The sequence below is a fragment of the Phycicoccus sonneratiae genome (assembly GCF_016887965.1).
In the GTDB taxonomy this organism is placed as follows: domain Bacteria; phylum Actinomycetota; class Actinomycetes; order Actinomycetales; family Dermatophilaceae; genus Phycicoccus; species Phycicoccus sonneratiae.
This window is the reverse complement of record NZ_JAFDVD010000011.1, coordinates 27,087-44,334: the sequence shown is the minus strand read 5'-3', so window position 1 is coordinate 44,334 and position 17,248 is coordinate 27,087. Positions and strand designations below refer to the sequence as shown.

The following is a 17,248-nucleotide window of genomic DNA, read 5'->3' as shown; positions in this document are numbered from 1 at the left end:
GGCGCCCGTCAGGAACGTCAGCGGCCGACGGGGGAGAGGCCGAGCGAGCGTCCGGCGAGGCCCCGCGAGCGCGTGGCCAGGCCGGTGGCGATGCCCCGAAGAGCCACGGCCGCAGGCGAGTCCGGCTCACCGAGCACGACCGGGGTGCCCTGGTCGGCGCCGACCCGCAGCCGGGTGTCGAGCGGGATCTGGCCGAGCAGCGGGACCTCGGCGCCGATCGAGCGCGACAGCGACTCGGCGACCTCGCGGCCGCCGCCGGAGCCGAAGATCTCCTCGCGCGAGCCGTCGGGCAGCTCGAGCCAGCTCATGTTCTCGATGACGCCGGCCAGCCGCTGGTGGGTCTGGAGGGCGATCGAGCCGGCCCGCTCGGCGACCTCGGCCGCGGCCTGCTGCGGCGTGGTGACGACGAGGATCTCGGCACCGGGCACGAGCTGGGCGACCGAGATGGCGATGTCGCCGGTGCCCGGGGGGAGGTCGAGGAGCAGGACGTCGAGGTCGCCCCAGAAGACGTCGGCGAGGAACTGCTGGAGCGCGCGGTGCAGCATCGGCCCGCGCCACACGACCGGCTGGTTGCCGGGGACGAACATGCCGATCGAGATGACCCGCACGTCGTGGCTGACCGGCGGCATGATCATGTCGTCGACCTGGGTCGGCTTGTGCTCGACGCCGAGCATCCGGGGGATCGAGAAGCCGTAGATGTCGGCGTCGACGACGCCCACCGACAGGCCCTGCTGCGCGAGCGCGGCCGCGAGGTTGGCCGTGACCGAGCTCTTGCCCACCCCGCCCTTGCCGGACGCGACGGCGTACACGCGGGTCAGCGAGCCCGGCTTCGCGAACGGCACCTCGCGCTCGGCCGTGCCGCCCCGGAGCTTCGTCTTGAGGTCGGCCCGCTGGTCGTCGCTCATGACCCCGAGCGTGACCGTGACGTCGGTGACCCCCTCGACCGCCGCGAGGGCGTTCGTCGTGTCCTTCGTCAGCGTGTCCTTGAGCGGGCAGGCCGCGACGGTGAGCAGGATGGTGACCGCGACCCGGCCGTCGTCGTCGCAGGAGACCGACTCGACCATCCCGAGCTCGGTGACGGGTCGCCGGATCTCGGGGTCGATGACCGTCTCGAGGGCGGCGTGGAGGGCGTCGGGGCTGACCTGCGGCATGCCCCCGAGTCTAGGTCGGCTCGGCCGGAGTGCCGTCCTCGGCCCCGTCCTCGGCCGGCACCGCCCGGGAGACGACGAGCCCGCGCTCGTCCATCTCGTCGAGGAGGTCGCGCAGCTCGCTGCGGACGAAGTCGCGGGTGGCCATGTCGCGCAGCGCGATGCGCAGGGCCGCGACCTCGCGCGTGAGGAACTCGGTGTCGGCGAGGTTGCGCTCGTCGCGGGAGCGGTCCTGCTCCAGCGCGACGCGGTCGCGGTCGGCCTGCCGGTTCTGCGCGAGGAGGATGAGCGGGGCCGCGTACGACGCCTGGAGGCTGAGCATCAGGGTGAGGAAGATGAACGCGTAGGGGTCGAAGCGCAGGTCACCGGGCGCGAGGGTGTTCCACAGCAGCCAGGCCGCGACGAACACCGTCATCCCGATGAGGAAGTACGCGGTGCCCATGAAGCGGGCGAACTTCTCGGAGAGGACCCCGAAGGCCTCCTCGGTGAAGGCGCTGGGCATCGTGAAGCGCCGCCGGGTGCTCTCGCGCGGCTGGTCGATGCGGGGGCGGCGCTCGCGCTCAGCCACGGGTCACCTCCGTGTGCGCGACGACGTCGTGGCGCTCCTCGCGCCAGTCGTCGGGAAGGATGTGGTCGAGGACGTCGTCGACCGTCACCGCGCCGAGCAGGTGCCCCTCCTCGTCGACGATCGGCATGCCGACGAGGTCGTACGTGGCGAGCATCCGCGTGACCTGGCCGAGGCTGGCCGTCGGCAGCAGGGGCTCGACGTCCTTGTCGAGGATGCCGCCGATCGGCGCGTGCGGGGGCTCGCGGAGCAGTCGCTGGATGTGGACGATGCCGAGGAACTTGCCGGTCGGCGTCTCGAGCGGGGGCCGGCAGACGAAGACGGTGCACGCGAGCGCGGTCGAGAGCTCCTGGCGGCGGACGACGGCCAGCGCCTCGGCGATCGAGGCCTCGGGCCCGAGGATGACCGGCTCGGTGGTCATCAGGCCGCCGGCCGTGTTCTCGTCGTAGGTGAGGAGGCGGCGCAGGTCGGCGGCCTCGTCGGCGTCCATCTTCTGGAGCAGCTCCTCCTGGCGCTCCGGCGGGAGCTCGGAGAGCAGGTCGGCGGCGTCGTCGGGCTCCATCGCCTCGAGGACGTCGGCGGCCCGGCCCACCTCGAGGCCGACGAGGATCTCGACCTGGTCGTCCTCGGGCAGCTCCTCGATGACGTCGGCGAGCCGCTCGTCGGTGAGGGCCGCGGCGACCTCGGCCCGCCGCTGCGGGGTGAGGTCGTGGATGACCTCGGCGAGGTCGGCCGGCTTGAGGTCCTCGTAGGTCTCGAGGAGCATCGCCGCGCCCTGGCCCTCGCTGGCGTCGCGGATGCCCCGGACGTCCTCGATGGGGGCGACGAAGGTCTCGCCGCGACGGCGGCCGATACCGAGCCGACCGGGGCGGGAGGCCGAGAGCCGGACGGCGGCCCGGGTGACGCCCCAGCCGCGTGGCCCGAGCTGCTCGATGCCGACGTCCTGCACGGTGGCCGCGACGACGTCACCGGAGTCGACCCGTACCTGCACCTCGCGCTCGAAGAGCTCGGCGACGACGAGGGTCTCGTTGGGGCGCTGCTCGAAGCGGCGCATGTTGACCAGGCCGGTGGTGATGACCTGACCGCCCTCGACGCTCGTGACGCGGGTCATCGGGACGAAGACGCGGCGCCGGCCGGGGACCTCGACGACGAGGCCGATGACGCGGGGTCGGGTGCGGGCGGCGCTGAAGGTGACGACGACGTCGCGGACGCGGCCGACCTTGTCACCGAGCGGGTCGAAGACGTCCAGCTCGGACAGGCGGCCGACGAAGGCGCGGGTCGGCGTGCTCACGGCTGACAGGCTAGCCGCCGGCAGGGCCCGGGTCGGTGCGGCGGCAGCCGGTCAGCGCCTCGTGTTGCGGCGGGCGCCGGCCCGGCCGCGCCAGTGCCACGGGCGCCAGGCCGCGGTCGTGGCCGGCGCCGGGCGGACGGGCTCGGCGCCGGAGGCGTCCTCGTAGTGCCCGGGGGACTCGATCGGGCGGCCGTGCGGCGTGATCTTGTGGAGGGTGCAGCCCCGGCGCCAGCGCTCGACGACGTCGCCGGTGGCGTTGAGGCGCTCGGGGCGCAGCACCTCGGCGGCGGCCTCCCACTCGGGCGAGCCGGGGGCCAGCTCCTCGGCGGTGGCGCGCATCGTCAGCAGGCGGCCGCCGGTGTCCTTGCTGCGGAGCACGACCTCGACCTGGGTCGGCAGCCAGGGCAGGGTCTGCTCGCCGGGTCCGGAGACGACGTACGCGGCCGGGCCGGTGCCCCGCTCGTCGCCGGTGTCGTGCCAGGCGTGCCAGACCGGGTGGGTGGTGCCACCGGGCACGTGCACCCACATCAGCCCGGACCGGCTCGCCGCCTCGTGGAGCAGCCGGGTGACGTCGGGCCCCGCGGCGGGGTCCGACGCCGGGGTGGCGGGCTCGGACATGGCCCGACTCTCCCACACCCGGCCCCGGCCGATCGCGTGACGCGGGGCCCGGCGGTGTGGTAGCCATCCCCTCATGGACCGGGCCGCGACGGAGCGGGCCGCGGACGCGCGGGCGCCGGTGGTGCTCGTCGTCGACGACGACGAGGCCATCCGCACCGTCGTGCGCTGGCAGCTCGACGACGACGGCTTCCGCACGGTCGAGGCCGACGACGGTCCCACGGCGCTGCGCCGGCTGCGCGACGACCGGCCGGCCCTCGTCGTCCTCGACCTGTCGCTCCCGGGCCTCGGCGGGCTCGACGTGCTCCGGAGGGTGCGCAGCGGCGAGACCGGTCGCTCCGACACCCCGGTCATCGTCCTCTCCGGCCGCAGCGGCGAGACCGACCGCATCGTCGGCCTCGACCTCGGGGCCGACGACTACCTCGTGAAGCCGTTCTCGCCCGGCGAGCTGGCCGCCCGCGTCCGCTCGGTCCTGCGGCGGTCGAGCCCGGAGCTGTCGGAGGAGGCGGTCGTCGTCGGCGCGGTCCGGGTCGAGCCCGCCGCCCGCCGGGTCCTCGTCGACGACGAGGAGGTCGAGCTGACCCCGAAGGAGTTCGACCTCATCGCCTTCCTCGTCACCCACCCGCGCCAGGTGTTCAGCCGCAGCCAGCTGCTCGACCGCGTCTGGAACTCCTCGTCGGAGTGGCTCGGCGAGGCGACCGTCACCGAGCACGTGCACCGGCTGCGCCTCAAGCTCGAGGCCGACCCCGCCCGACCCGCGCTGCTGCTCACCGTGCGCGGCGTCGGCTACCAGCTGAGCGACCGCGGATGAGCACGGCCGGGCTGCACGACGCGGGGTCGGCCCTGCGTCCCGGCGACGCGCAGGAGATGCTCGAGCGGCAGACCGAGGTCCTCGAGCTCATCGCGGGTGGCGCGCCGCTGACGGCGGTGCTCACCGAGATCCTCGGCTCCCTCGAGCGGCTCATCCCGGGGGCCTGCTGCTCGGTGCTGCTCCTCGACCGCGAGCGCGGGACGCTCCACCACGGCGCCGCGCCGAGCCTGCCGGCGGGCTACGTCGCCGCCATCGACGGGCTGCCGATCGGCGACGGGGCGGGGTCGTGCGGCACGGCCGCCGCCCTCGACGTGGTCGTCGTCGCGAGGGACGTGCGCACCGACCGGCGGTGGGTCGACTTCCGGCCGGCGGCGGACGCGGCCGGCCTGCGGGCCTGCTGGTCGACCCCGATCGACGGGCGGGACGGGCTGCCGGTCGGCACCTTCGCCGTCTACCACCCGCACCCGCACCGCCCGACGCCGCGCGAGGAGCAGCTCGTCGACCGGTACACCCACCTCGCGTCGGTCGCGATCGAGCACGCCGAGGCGCTCGGCGAGCTCGTCGAGAGCGAGGAGCGGTTCCGTCGCTCGTTCGACGACAACTCCCTCGGCATGGCGATCATCGGCCTCGACGGCACGGTCGTCACGGCCAACACCGCGCTCGTCGCCCTCGCGGGTGGTCGCGGGGGTCTCGTCGGGCGCTCGCTCGCCGACGTCCTCGTCCCGTCGGGGTCGACGCTCGGGGCCCGCCTCGCCGCGCTGCACGCCGACGACGTCGCACCGGTCGTCTTCGAGGCGGCGCTGCGCCGGGACCCGGCGCCGGAGGTGCAGGTCGAGGTCACCGTCTCGCTCCTCCACGGGCGCGACGGCGAACCCGCGCAGTACGTCGTCAACGTCTTCGACCTCACCGAGCGCCACGCGGCCGAGCGCCACCGGCGGGCGCGGACCGAGGCCGAGACCGCCCGGCGGACGGCCGAGCGGCTGCTGCGGGAGCGCTCGGCCCTGCTCGCCGCGGTGGGGCACGAGGCGCGGACCCCGATCCAGGCCATCGTCGGCTTCGCCGAGCTGCTCGGGACGATGGACCTCGACCCGGACCGGCGGCGGGAGGCCCTGGCGCGCATCGACGCGGCCGCCGGCCACGTCATGGAGCTGCTCGCCGACGTCCTCGACCTCAGCCGGCTCGAGGCCGGCGCGCTGCCCCTCGCCCTCGAGCCCGTCGCGGTGCGGGAGGTCGTCGAGGAGGTGCTCGGGCTGCTGTCCGACGCCGCCGCGCGCCGCGGGACCTCCCTCGGCCGCTCGCTCGCCGACGACCTCGTCCTCGCCGACCGGCGCCGGCTGCGCCAGCTCCTGCTCAACCTCGTGGGCAACGCCGTCCGGCACGGACGCACGGGGGGCGCCGTCGAGGTCCGCACCCGGCCCGGCGAGGACCCGGGCGTCGTCGTGCTCTCGGTCGACGACGACGGGCCGGGCATCCCCGCCGACCTGCTCCCGCGGGTCTTCCAGCCGTACGTCCACGCCGCGCGGGCGGCCGGCCCGCCGGAGGGCGGCAGGACACCCGACGAGGGGAGCATCGGGCTGGGGCTCGGCCTCGCGCACGGGCTCGCCGTCGCGATGGACGGCGAGCTCGCGGTGGGGGCCACCTCGGCCGCCGGCACCTCGATGGTCCTGCGGCTGCCCCGTGCCCGGGTCAGGCGTCCTCGGAGGCGGCCCAGCCCGTGACGCCGGTGATGCGGCACACGAGCACCCGGTGGAACGGCTTGTCCGCGTACTGCGGCACGGTGCTCGCCAGCCGGTCGGCGAGCTCGTCGGTGAGCGCGGCGGGCGGATCGGGCACGTGCTCGAGCGTCGCGCGCACCCACCAGAGCCGCGACCAGTCCTCGGTCTCCCAGTGCTCGACGAGCAGCGAGCCGCGCGGGTCGGCCTCGAGGTTGTCCTCGCGGCGCAGCCGGGACGAGGACTTGGGCTTGACCCGGTCGATCGGCACCCCGACGTGGCCGTCGGCGCTCACGGCGTAGACGACGGGCTGGGGGTCGGGGCCGCGCTCGGGGTGCAGGGTGCACAGGACGCCGTGCACCTCGGCCGCCAGCCGGGCCCGGGCCGTCTCGCTCGTCAGCCGCATCGTCGTGCTCCCGTCCGCTCGGTTCGGACGCCACCACGACGGCCCGTGGCCCCGAGGCTAGGACCGGAGCATCATCGTCCGCTCAACGCGGCCGCCGGTGCCTTGACGGACCCCGCGCCGGCGGAGAGGTTGGCGGCATGAACCTCGCGACGTGGGTCGAGCGGAACGGGCGCCGGCTCGGCGACGCGGCGGCTCTGGCCGTCGGCGACCACGTGCACGCGACCTGGCGGCAGTGGGCCGAGCGGGTCGCCGCGGGCGCCGGCGGGCTGCGCGACGGGCTCGGCCTCGACGAGGGGGACCGCCTCGCGATCGTCATGGCCAACCGCCCGGAGTACCTCGAGGTGCAGTTCGCCGCCTGGCACGCCGGGCTGGTCGCCGTCCCGGTCAACGCGCGCCTGCACCGCGACGAGATCGCCTACGTCCTCGAGCACAGCGGGACCCGGGCGGTCGTCACCGACGAGGAGCACGAGGCCGACGTCCGTCCGCTGCTCGACGCGGTGGCCACGCTCGAGCAGGTGGTCGTCGCGCCCGGGCCCGACTGGGACCGACTCACCTCCGGCACACCGCGATCCCTCGCCGACCGCGGACGCGACGACCCCGCGTGGCTCTTCTACACGAGCGGCACGACCGGCCGGCCGAAGGGCGCCACGCTGACCCACGGCAACCTGCTCATGGCCTCGCTCAGCTACTTCGCCGACATCGACCCCGTTGCCGCCACCGACAGCGTCCTCCACGCGGCGCCCCTCTCGCACGGCTCGGGCCTCTACGGGCTCCCGCACGTGGCCCGGGGCGCGGTGAGCGTCTTCCCGCCCGGCGGCGCCCTCGACGGTGCCGGGCTGCTGGCGCTGCTCGCCCGGTGGCCGGGCCTGTCGTTCTTCGCCGCGCCGATCATGGTGCGCCGCCTCGCCCACGACCAGGCCCTCGCGGGGGCCGACCTCACCGGCCTCAAGACGATCATCTACGGCGGGGCGCCGATGTACCTCGCCGACCTCGAGGACGCCCTGGCCACCTTCGGTCCCCGCCTCGCGCAGATCTACGGCCAGGGCGAGACGCCGATGACCATCACCGGCCTGTCCGCCGCCGACCACGCCGACCGCGACCACCCGCGCTGGCGCGAGCGGATGCAGTCGGTCGGGTTTCCGCGCACCGACGTCGAGGTCCGGGTCGTCGACGACGAGGACCGCCCGCTCCCGGCCGGCGAGCCGGGGGAGGTGCTCGTGCGCGGCGGGGTGGTCATGGCCGGCTACTGGGACCAGCCCGAGGAGACCGCCGAGACCCTGCGCGGCGGCTGGCTGCACACCGGCGACGTCGGCAGCCTCGACGACGACGGTTTCCTCACCCTCCACGACCGGTCGAAGGACCTCATCATCAGCGGCGGGATGAACATCTACCCGCGCGAGGTGGAGGAAGCGCTCCTCACCCACCCGGGCGTGCAGGCCGTGGCCGTCGTCGGCCGTTCCGACCCGGAGTGGGGGGAGTCGGTCGTGGCCTTCGTCGTGCCGGCCGAGGGAGCTGCCCCGACGTCCGAGGAGCTCGACCGCACGTGCATCGAGCGGATCGCGCGGTTCAAGCGGCCGAAGGAGTACCACCTCGTCGACGGGCTGCCGACGAACAACTACGGCAAGGTGCTCAAGCGCGAGCTGCGCGAGCGGCTGCGCGAGGGCTGACCCGCGACGCAGCGTTGAGGAAACCATGAGGACGCCGCCCCTTGTGGCACGACGGGCCGACTGTGTTCTCTGGACGTACGGCCGGAACGGTTCTCCCGGAACCCGCGACGGCCACCCGGGCCGAGACCGCTGCCGAGGAGTTGACCGATGAAGCTCGCCCTCTACCTCCCCAACTTCCGCAACCACGTGACCGTCAAGGAGCTCGAGGACCTCACCGACCTGGCCGAGGAGCTCGACTTCGACTCGGTCTGGACCCTCGACCGCATCATCGTCCCGGAGGCCTCCGACCGCGGTGAGCTGCAGTACCCGTTCGGGATGATGGAGCAGTTCCCGCCCCAGATGCCCGTCGAGTCCAGGGGCAAGTGGTTCCAGGGCTGGCCGCTGCTGCCGTGGCTGGCCGCCCGCACCCGGAAGCTGCGCATCGGGATGAGCATCACCGACACCCCGTACCGCTCGCCGGGCGTCTTCGCCGCCGAGTGCGCGACCATCGACCACCTCTCCGGCGGGCGCCTCAACGTCGGCATCGGCGCCGGCTGGATGCCCGAGGAGTTCGACGCCGCCAGCGCGACGCACCTCTTCCCGCGGCGGCACGCCCACGTCCGCGAGACGATCGAGATCTGCCAGGGCATCTGGGCCAACGAGACCTTCGAGTACCACGGCGAGTTCGCCGACTTCGCGCCGTCGGGCTTCGGCCACCAGCCGCTGCAGCGCCCCGGGCCGCCGATCTTCTTCAGCGGCCTCAAGGACCCCAAGCGCTCGGCGCGGCGGGTCTCGAAGTACGGCCTCGCGGGTTGGATCGGCATCCAGGACACCCCGCGCGAGCTCGCCGACTGGCGCGCCGCCATCGCCCAGGAGCTCGAGGCGCTCGGCAAGTCGATCGACGACCTCGAGATGAGCAGCATGATCTGGTTCACGATCACCGACACCGAGACCGACCAGACCGACAACCGGAAGCTGACGAACATCCTCGTCGGCACCGAGCAGCAGATCACCGACCGGCTCAAGGCCTACCAGGAGGCCGGGCTGACGATGCCGCTGCTCTGGCCGCCCTTCGCCGACGTGCCGGTGTCGAAGACCCTCGATGACCTCAAGCGCCTGAAGAACGACATCATGCCGAAGGTCGAGGCGTCCTGACCGCCTCGCGAGGCACCCCCGGACGCGCGGGTGGGTGATGCGCTCTCGCTCGCCCACCCGCGCTCCGGCCGCACCCTCCGCCGTACGGTGGTGACTCGTCCGGCCCCCGGGAACCGGTGGGCGACAACCCGTCCCGGAGGACCCGCATGAGCACCACCCGTCCCGGCGCCGACCGCACCTGGCTCGTCGCGCTCGCCGCCACGCTGTGGGGGCTGTCCTCGCTCTGGCGCGGTCCGCTGGCGCGTGAGTACCCCAGCCTGACGGTGGTCTTCTGGGAGCACCTCGTGCTCACCGTCCTGACCCTGTGGTGGCTGGGGCCGGCGCTGCGGCGGGTCGCGGCGTCGTCGGTGCGGACCAAGCTGTCGGTACTCGTCATCGGGGCCGGTTCCTCCGCGCTCGCGACGGTGATGTTCACCGCCGCCTTCCGGCTGGGCGACCCCATCACCCCCCAGGTGCTGCAGAAGCTCCAGCCGCTCATCGCGGTCGGTCTCGCGGCGCTGCTGCTCGGGGAGCGGGTCCGCCGGCGCTTCCTGTGGTTCGTCGTCCCCGCCGTGGTGGGCGCGTGGCTGCTGGCCTTCCCCGACCCCACCTCGGTCGGGGTCACGAGCGCGCAGGCCGCGCTGCTGGCCCTCGGTGCTGCGGCCCTGTGGGCGGCCGGCACGGTGCTCGGCCGGGCCGCGAGCGCCGAGCTGGGGTTCGCCGACCTCACCGCGCTGCGCTTCGCGCTGGGGTTCCTCACCCTCGGCGTCACCGCGGTCCTCACCTCGACCCCGCTCGCCGTCGGCACCGACGCCGTGGTGCCGATCCTCCTGCTCGCCCTGCTGCCGGGCCTGCTCGCGCTCGTGCTCTACTACCGCGCCCTCGGCCACACCCCGGCGTCGCGGGCCACGCTCGCCGAGCTGGCCTTCCCGCTCTCGGCCGTCGTCGTCGGCATCGTCGCCCTCGGCGCGCGGCCGACCCCGTCGCAGTGGGGCGGCTTCGTCCTCGTCCTCGGCGCCGTGCTCGGGCTCGCGTGGCACGAGCAGCGCAGCCGGCGGCCCGCCGTGGCCGTGCCCGACGACGCGCGGGAGGCCCTGCGGGCGAGCGCCTGAGCGGGCTCAGGTCCGGTGCCGCACCGCGTGGCGCAGGTGCACGACGCCGCTGTCGAAGCGCGTCTGCTCGAGCAGCTCGAGGTCGAGTCGCACCCCGTGGGGCAGGGCCGGCTTCCCGCCGCCGACGGCGACGGGGTGCAGGAGCAGCACGCACTCGTCGACGAGCCCGTGGCGGAAGGCCTCGACGGCGATCGTCGCGCCCCCGATGCTCAGGTCCGCGTCGGACGCCTCCTTGAGGCGTCGCACGGCCTCGGGGTCGAAGGACCGCTCGAGGGTGGTGCGCGGGGTGGTCACCTCGGGCAGGGAGGTGGAGTAGACGACCTTGTCCGCCGCCCGCCAGATCTCGGCGTACTCGCGGACGACCGGCGGCTCGCCCTCGAGCCAGTCGTCGTCGGCCCAGACGCGCATCGTCTCGTACATGCGCCGGCCGTAGAGCGAGGTGCCGACGCCGCGCTCGTGCTCGTTCCAGAAGGCGTGCACGGCCTCGTCCGGCTCGGACCAGTCGAAGGCGCCGGTCTCGTCCTCGAGGTAGCCGTCGAGCGAGGCGTTGGCCGCGTAGATCAGCCTGCCCATGGTGCCCCTTCCTCCGCCCGTGGGTGCACAGCCTGCGACCTCACCGGGTCGGGAGTCAACGGCCGGGGCGGCGGGGTGGGGCGCCGGCACCGGCCGTCATCCCGTCGCGGACCGCTGCGAGGAGCACGTCGAGGTCGACGACGGCCAGCCGCCGGAAGCGGATGCAGTAGCCGGTGACGTCGGCGCGACCGATCGAGGGGGCGTACGTGCGGGCCAGGTGCGTGTCGTCGTCGAGGCCGAGGACGTAGACGGAGATGCCCCTCGAGGTCGCGGTCAGGCCGACCCGGAAGGAGTCGCGCGTCGAGCCGTCCGCGTGGGTGATGGTGCGCTCGCCGTAGCCGATGGTCGGGTTGGTGACGACCTTCCCGCTGGCGTCGCGCCCGTCGGTGAACGACACCGGGCAGCCCGGGTGCTCGGCGAGCACCCGCTCGTGGATCGTCCGGAGGTCGGCCTGCCGGGGGGCGGGCAGACCCGCGAGGTGCGCCTCGACCTGCTCCGCGCTGTCCATGGGCCGGATGCTAGCGGCGTGGGTCACACCGTGACGTGGCTCATGCGGGGGCGGCGGGACCCGCTGCTAGCGTCCGACGCGACCGTGCACCCGCCTCGGAAGGCTCGATGATGCGCAGCGCCAAGGACTTCTTCGCCCCCCTCGCCGTCGGGGCCCCGGCGCCGGTCCGGGAGGTGCCGGCCCGGCCGAGCCGGATGATCCACTTCTTCGACCCGAGCAACCCGAAGATGGCCGCGAAGGTCCCGGACATGGTCGGCACGGTCGACGTCCTCCTCGGCAACCTCGAGGACGCGGTCAAGGCCGAGAACAAGGAGGCCGCGCGGCAGGGGCTCGTCGACATCGCGCGGGCCACCGACCTCGGCGAGCACACCCAGCTCTGGACGCGCGTCAACGCGCTCGACAGCCCGTGGGCGCTCGACGACCTGACCACGCTCGTCACCGAGATCGGCGACCGGCTCGACGTCGTCATGGTCCCGAAGGTCCAGGGCCCCGAGGACATCCACTACGTCGACCGGCTGCTCGCCCAGCTCGAGGCGAAGGCCGGTGTGCAGCGCCCGATCCTCGTCCACGCCATCCTCGAGACCGCCCGCGGCGTCGCGAACGTCGAGGCCATCGCGGGGGCCAGCCCCCGGATGCAGGGGATCAGCCTCGGCCCGGCCGACCTCGCCGCCGACCGCCGGATGAAGACCACGCGCGTCGGGGGCGGTCACCCCGGCTACCTCGTGCGCCAGGACCCCGTCGACGGCGACGTCGAGGGAGCCCGCGCCGTCTTCCAGCAGGACCTCTGGCACTACACGATCGCGCGGATGGTCGACGCCTGCGCGATGCACGGGGTCTTCCCGTACTACGGGCCGTTCGGCGACATCAAGGACGTCGTCGCGTGCGAGGACCAGTTCCGCAACGCCTTCCTCCTCGGCTGCGTCGGCACCTGGACCCTGCACCCGGTGCAGATCGCCATCGCGAAGAAGGTCTTCAGCCCGAGCGCCGAGGACGTCGCGCACGCCCGCCGCGTCAAGGAGGCCATGGGCGACGGAACGGGCGCCGTGATGCTCGACGGGAAGATGGAGGACGACGCGAGCCTCAAGCAGTGCCTCGTCATCCTCGAGCTGGCGGACCGGTTGTCCGCCAACGACCCCGAGCTCGCCGAGCTCTACGCCCCCAGCAACGGGGAGGCCGGCGCGTGAGCGAGGACCTGCGCCCCCGCCGCTCGGTCCTCTACATGCCGAGCAGCAACGAGCGAGCCCTCGCGAAGGCGAAGACGCTCCCGGTCGACGGGCTCATCCTCGACCTCGAGGACGCCGTCGCGCCCGACGCCAAGCCCGGCGCGCGCGAGAACGCCTGTGCCGCAGCGTCATCGGGGGAGTACGGCCACCGCGAGGTGACCATCCGGGTCAACGGCCTCGGCACCGAGTGGCACGACGCCGACCTCGAGGCCGCCTGTGCCGCAGGCCCGGACGGCATCGTCGTCCCCAAGGTCGGCTCGGCCGACGAGGTCCACCGGCTCGTCGACGCGATGGAGCGCTTCGGCGCCCCGGACCGCACCCGGCTCTGGGCGATGGTCGAGACCCCGGGTGCCGTCCTCGACGCCCGGGCCATCGCCGCGGCGTCCGACCGGCTCGCCGTCCTCGTCCTCGGCACCAACGACCTCGTCAAGGAGCTGCGGGCGCGGTTCGTGCCGGGCCGCGCCCCGCTGCTCACGTCGCTGGCGCTCGTCGTCCTCGGGGCGCGCGAGGCCGGGGTGGCGGTGCTCGACGGCGTGTACAACGACGTCAAGGACCTCGCGGGCTTCGAGGACGAGTGCCGGCAGGGACGCGACCTCGGCTTCGACGGCAAGTCCCTCATCCACCCGGGGCAGGTCGAGCCGTGCAACACGGTGTTCGCGCCGAGCGAGGCCGAGGTCGAGGACGCCCGGGGCCTGCTCGAGGCCTGGGAGGCCGGCGCCGGGAGCGGTGTCGTCACCTACAACGGGAGGATGGTCGAGAACCTCCACGTCGAGGTGGCCCGGGGCGTCCTGGCCACCGACGAGGCGGTCCGCGCCCGCTCCTGACGACGACCGCGGGAGGCGTCCGCACAACGATGCGGTCACGGCGCGGGCGCGTCGGTTGCGCGGACCGGCCTCCGTGCCGTCTCGTGTGAGGCGATGAGCACGCCGCACGCCCGCACCACGGTCCTCACCGCCCTCGCGCTCGCCGCGGCGACGGTGGTCTCCGGCTGCTCCGCGACGGACGCGCCGACCGGCATCGCCGCCCCGAGCACGTCGTCCACGGCCGCGTCGCCGACCCCCACGGCGGACACGCCGACGCCGTCGTGGACGCCGACCGCGACCCCCACGCCCACCGACACCCCGGCCCCGTCCCCCTCGACGACGCCGACGCCGAGCCCGTCCCCGACACCCACGAAGCCCCGGACGACGATGCGCTACGGCGACCACGGCAAGGACGTCCTCGCCCTGCAGAAGCGCTTGTCCGGGCTCGGGTACTGGCTGGGCGAGCCCGACGGCAGCTTCGGGTCGCTCACCCAGCAGGCGGTCTTCGCGCTCCAGAAGGCGGCCGGCATCTCCCGCGACGGGGTGGTCGGCCCGCAGACCAAGAAGGCGCTCGCCGCCGGTGTCCGTCCGCGGAACCAGCTCTCCGGCAACGGTATCGAGATCGACCTCGACCGGCAGCTGCTCATGGTCGTGCGGGGTGGTCGGGTGTCGATGGTCCTCAACACCTCCACCGGCAGCGGCGAGGAGTACACCTCCTCGGCCGGCAACCCGGCGATCGCGACGACGCCGCGCGGCTCGTTCGCCGTCCAGCGGCAGGTCGACGGCCAGGACGACAGCAAGCTCGGGGTCCTCTGGCGGCCGAAGTACTTCTACCGGGGCTGGGCCGTGCACGGCTCGCCGAGCATCCCGCCCTACCCGGCCTCGCACGGGTGCGCGCGGGTCAGCAACTCGGCGATGAACATGATCTGGTCGCGCGGCCTCATGCCGATCGGCAGCCGCGTCCTCGTGCGCTGACGCCGGCCCGGCCGAGGTCCTCGACCGGGCCGGCGCCACGAGCGGACGTCACGGGATGGGCGGCGGCGTCCACAGGGCCAGCCGTCCCACGAGGGTCACGTGGTAGGCGAGGCGGTGGATGATCGCGTCGGTGTCGCGGACGACGACGTCGGCGAGGACCCCGTCGAAGAGGTGGCTCCGCTCCACCCCGAAGGCGTCGGTCTCCGTCCGGAAGGGGGCGGGACGCCAGGCGTCGACGCCGTGGCCGGAGTTGTTGGCCACGTTGCGGTTGAAGTTCGTCGCCGTCGTGACGTGCGGAGCCCACTGCTCGAGCTCGAACAGCCAGGTCCGCCCACCCGTGGCGGCCCCCATCCACGCAGCGGCCCGCTCGAGGGCCGGGGTGTAGTCGGGGGTGAACGAGACGGTCTCGTAGCGCCAGGCGCTCTCGCTCGTGCCCTGGACGTCGCAGAACACGACCCCGGTGAGGGTCAGGGCCCAGAGCTGGTTGCTCGGGTAGGGCACCCCGACGTCCGTCGCCGGGGTGATGTCGATGTCGGGCAGGTTGGCGACCGGCCCGGACGGCGCGGTGGGCCCGGTCACGGGGAGCCTGGGGGGCGTGGTGACGGGGACGATGGTCCAGTTCTGGCCGGCGTAGCTGTCGAGGTGGATCATGACGGGTCCTTCGGGTCGGCCCCGGTCACGGCCGGGGCGGTCTGGTGAGGACGGAATCGCCTCGTCGCCACCGTCGGCCTGGTCGTGTCCCGCCGGCCACGGACAGCGTCCCGGTCTCAGCGGGACAGTGTCCCGGGATCCTCCGCCGGCGCGCCGACCGGTCGGCCGATCGGCAGGACGGCCTCGAGGTGCGTCCCCTCCGGACCACCGACCACGTCGAGCCGCCCCCCGAGCTCCTCGGCGCGGGCCCGCATCGAGGTCGTCCCCACCCCGGTCCGTGCCGCGGGGTCGAGCCACGACCCGTTGTCCCGCACCGAGACCCGGAGGTCCTCGGACCTCAGGAGGCAGACGTCGACGCGGGTCGCGCCGCTGTGCCGGGCCACGTTGTTCAGGGCCTCGGCGAGGATGCGGTAGGCGGCGACCTCGACCGCCGGCGGCAGGTCGTCGACCCGTCCGGCCACCTCGACGCGGACGTCCCGTCCGGCCAGCACGGCCTCGGCCGCCCGGCGGACGGCGGCCTCGAGGCCGAGGTCGAGCGCGGCGGGCCGGAGGCCGTCGACGATCTCGCGCACCGACCGCCCGAGGTCCCCGAGGTCGGCGAGGACGTCGTCGAGGACGGCGCCCTCGCGGCCCTCGACCCGCGGCCGGGCGGCGTGCAGCTGCATGCGCACGCCGGCGATCATCGGCCCGACGCCGTCGTGGAAGTCGCGACGCAGGCGCAGCCGCTCCTCCTCGCGGGTGAGGACGAGGTGCTCCCGGGCCGCGCGCAGGGCGAGGGTCAGCCGGTGCGCCTCGGCGGCCTCGGCCGCCTGCCGCGCCACCTCGGCGAGCAGGTCGCGCTCGGCCGGGCCGAGGCCGTCGCCGCGACGGCGCGTCCACACCGTCAGCTCGCCGACGCGCCGCCCCTCCCGGCGCAGCGGGAAGGTGACGGCGTCGGTGTCGGCCCGCCCGACGTCGGCGACGACGAGGTCGCGCCCGTCGACGTCGACCCCCACCGTCGCGCGGGGGAGCCGCAGGGTCTCGACGATGGCCTGCGCGCCGGCCCGGAGCATCTCCTCGGGGGCGGCGGCCGTCGCCATCCGGCGGCCGAGCGCGGTGAGCACCTCGTAGGGGTCGTCCCGGCGCCCGAAGAGCAGCCGTTCGACCCGCTGCTGCAGCCACCGCCGGGCCGGGTCGAGGAGGACCGCGACGACCGCGAGGACGAGGACGGACCCGACGCCGACCGAGCCGGTGACCCGCTCGACCAGCAGGAGGGTCGCGGCGTACGCGGCGAGGACCGCGACCGCGAGGGTGAGCCGTACGGCGCCCCGCGGCACCACCTGGTCGAGGTCGTCCAGCCGGTGCTCGAGGATGGCGGCGCCGATGCCGAGCGGGAGGGCGAGCACGGCGGGGGTCAGCGCGAGGGGCACGTCGAGGGCGTCGAGCACGAGCCCCACGCAGAGCAGGCCCGCGGCCGGCGTCAGCCAGAGGATCTGGGCCCGGACGGCACCCTCCCGCGCCCGCGCTCGGCGCAGGAGCACGACGAGCGCGACCGGCAGCGCGAGGGCGGACACGGCGCCCAGCGCGGCGAAGGCGACGAGCAGTGGGAGGCACGGATCGGGGAGGGGCACGCGGCTGTCGGTGAGCAGCGTCCGCGGGGCGAGGGCCGCGGCGGCGGCGAGCACCGCGGAGGACGCTGCACCCGTGGCGACGAGGAGCCGCGACGCGCGCCGTGCGCGCGGGCCCGCGGCGCCGTCGGGGAAGGTGAGGAGCACGGCCGGGGCCACGGCGAGCGGGGGCCACCACGACCACTGGACGAGCCACGCGCCGGCGGTCGTCCCGGACCAGGCCACCGCCACGAGGCCGACGAGGGCGGCCAGCCCGGTCAGGGCGGTGAGGCGGGCGGTGCGGCTCCGGGGCCGGTGCCGCAGGAGGAAGACCCCCACCGGGACGAAGCCGACCGCGGCCGAGACGGTGAGGGCGATCGGCGGGTCGAGCCGCCCGCCGGGGCCGAGGAGGACACCGGCGAGGCCCAGCACGACGAGGCCGGCCGCCGAGACCGTCCCGGCGAACGCGACGGGGTGCCCGCGCCGCAC

At 74.7% G+C, this 17,248-nt stretch carries 17 protein-coding genes; 8 read left to right on the top strand and 9 right to left on the bottom strand.

The window, feature by feature from the left end; genetic code table 11:
• Positions 1 to 17 precede the first annotated feature (17 nt).
• The 4 genes from JQN70_RS10545 to JQN70_RS10530 are packed head-to-tail and all read right to left on the bottom strand — an operon-like array spanning position 18 to position 3,622.
• Complete coding sequence (locus JQN70_RS10545) at positions 18 to 1,151, bottom strand: Mrp/NBP35 family ATP-binding protein (RefSeq protein WP_204131302.1); 1,134 nt, start codon at positions 1,149 to 1,151, stop codon at positions 18 to 20.
• 10 nt (positions 1,152 to 1,161) lie between these two features.
• Positions 1,162 to 1,716 (bottom strand): DUF1003 domain-containing protein, encoded by a 555-nt coding sequence (locus tag JQN70_RS10540; RefSeq protein ID WP_307835920.1) that lies wholly within the window; start codon positions 1,714 to 1,716, stop codon positions 1,162 to 1,164.
• Positions 1,709 to 3,004, bottom strand: a complete 1,296-nt coding sequence (locus tag JQN70_RS10535) for a magnesium transporter MgtE N-terminal domain-containing protein (RefSeq protein ID WP_204131301.1) — start codon at positions 3,002 to 3,004, stop codon at positions 1,709 to 1,711. Before JQN70_RS10535 ends, JQN70_RS10540 begins: the two co-directional genes overlap by 8 nt.
• A gap of 51 nt (positions 3,005 to 3,055) precedes the next feature.
• Positions 3,056 to 3,622 (bottom strand): hypothetical protein, encoded by a 567-nt coding sequence (locus JQN70_RS10530; RefSeq protein ID WP_204131300.1) that lies wholly within the window; start codon positions 3,620 to 3,622, stop codon positions 3,056 to 3,058.
• A 73-nt stretch (positions 3,623 to 3,695) separates the two neighbouring features.
• Here JQN70_RS10530 and JQN70_RS10525 point away from each other — a divergent pair, with 73 nt between their 5' ends.
• Both JQN70_RS10525 and JQN70_RS10520 read left to right on the top strand, forming a co-directional pair.
• Positions 3,696 to 4,430, top strand: coding sequence for a response regulator (locus JQN70_RS10525; protein ID WP_204131299.1), 735 nt, complete (start codon positions 3,696 to 3,698; stop codon positions 4,428 to 4,430).
• Entirely contained in the window at positions 4,427 to 6,148 is a 1,722-nt protein-coding gene (locus tag JQN70_RS10520) for a sensor histidine kinase (protein ID WP_204131298.1), read from the top strand. The genes JQN70_RS10525 and JQN70_RS10520 overlap by 4 nt, the downstream gene beginning before the upstream one ends.
• Here the strand turns inward: JQN70_RS10520 and JQN70_RS10515 are convergent.
• Positions 6,117 to 6,548, bottom strand: coding sequence for a PNPOx family protein (locus JQN70_RS10515; RefSeq protein WP_204131297.1), 432 nt, complete (start codon positions 6,546 to 6,548; stop codon positions 6,117 to 6,119). The genes JQN70_RS10520 and JQN70_RS10515 overlap by 32 nt on opposite strands.
• A 137-nt stretch (positions 6,549 to 6,685) precedes the next feature.
• Here JQN70_RS10515 and JQN70_RS10510 point away from each other — a divergent pair, with 137 nt between their 5' ends.
• From JQN70_RS10510 to JQN70_RS10500, 3 genes are all read left to right on the top strand, one after another.
• The gene (locus JQN70_RS10510; protein WP_204131296.1) at positions 6,686 to 8,215 is read left to right on the top strand and encodes an AMP-binding protein; all 1,530 of its coding nucleotides are present in this window, start codon (positions 6,686 to 6,688) and stop codon (positions 8,213 to 8,215) included.
• 147 nt (positions 8,216 to 8,362) lie between these two features.
• Complete coding sequence (locus JQN70_RS10505; protein ID WP_204131295.1) at positions 8,363 to 9,349, top strand: LLM class flavin-dependent oxidoreductase; 987 nt, start codon at positions 8,363 to 8,365, stop codon at positions 9,347 to 9,349.
• Between the two features lie 146 nt (positions 9,350 to 9,495).
• Entirely contained in the window at positions 9,496 to 10,440 is a 945-nt protein-coding gene (locus JQN70_RS10500; RefSeq protein WP_204131294.1) for a DMT family transporter, read from the top strand.
• A 6-nt stretch (positions 10,441 to 10,446) separates the two neighbouring features.
• Here the strand turns inward: JQN70_RS10500 and JQN70_RS10495 are convergent, their stop codons facing one another.
• On the bottom strand, positions 10,447 to 11,013 hold the full coding sequence (locus JQN70_RS10495; RefSeq protein ID WP_204131293.1) for a dihydrofolate reductase family protein: 567 nt from the start codon (positions 11,011 to 11,013) through the stop codon (positions 10,447 to 10,449).
• Between the two features lie 55 nt (positions 11,014 to 11,068).
• The gene (locus JQN70_RS10490) at positions 11,069 to 11,521 is read right to left on the bottom strand and encodes a DUF1801 domain-containing protein (protein WP_204131292.1); all 453 of its coding nucleotides are present in this window, start codon (positions 11,519 to 11,521) and stop codon (positions 11,069 to 11,071) included.
• Between the two features lie 110 nt (positions 11,522 to 11,631).
• Here JQN70_RS10490 and JQN70_RS10485 point away from each other — a divergent pair, with 110 nt between their 5' ends.
• The 3 genes from JQN70_RS10485 to JQN70_RS10475 all read left to right on the top strand — a co-directional run bounded on the left by JQN70_RS10485 (position 11,632) and on the right by JQN70_RS10475 (position 14,522).
• On the top strand, positions 11,632 to 12,705 hold the full coding sequence (locus JQN70_RS10485; RefSeq protein ID WP_204131291.1) for an HpcH/HpaI aldolase/citrate lyase family protein: 1,074 nt from the start codon (positions 11,632 to 11,634) through the stop codon (positions 12,703 to 12,705).
• Positions 12,702 to 13,568, top strand: a complete 867-nt coding sequence (locus JQN70_RS10480) for an HpcH/HpaI aldolase/citrate lyase family protein (protein ID WP_307835918.1) — start codon at positions 12,702 to 12,704, stop codon at positions 13,566 to 13,568. The genes JQN70_RS10485 and JQN70_RS10480 overlap by 4 nt, the downstream gene beginning before the upstream one ends.
• Before the next feature lie 93 nt (positions 13,569 to 13,661).
• Positions 13,662 to 14,522 carry a L,D-transpeptidase family protein gene (locus JQN70_RS10475; protein ID WP_204131290.1) on the top strand — a complete coding sequence of 287 codons (861 nt, stop codon included), beginning with the start codon at positions 13,662 to 13,664 and terminating at the stop codon, positions 14,520 to 14,522.
• A gap of 48 nt (positions 14,523 to 14,570) precedes the next feature.
• Here JQN70_RS10475 and JQN70_RS10470 read toward each other — a convergent pair whose 3' ends face one another.
• Positions 14,571 to 15,173, bottom strand: coding sequence for a hypothetical protein (locus JQN70_RS10470; RefSeq protein ID WP_204131289.1), 603 nt, complete (start codon positions 15,171 to 15,173; stop codon positions 14,571 to 14,573).
• Positions 15,174 to 15,289: 116 nt separating this feature from the next.
• On the bottom strand, positions 15,290 to 17,248 hold the full coding sequence (locus JQN70_RS20910; RefSeq protein WP_204131288.1) for a sensor histidine kinase: 1,959 nt from the start codon (positions 17,246 to 17,248) through the stop codon (positions 15,290 to 15,292).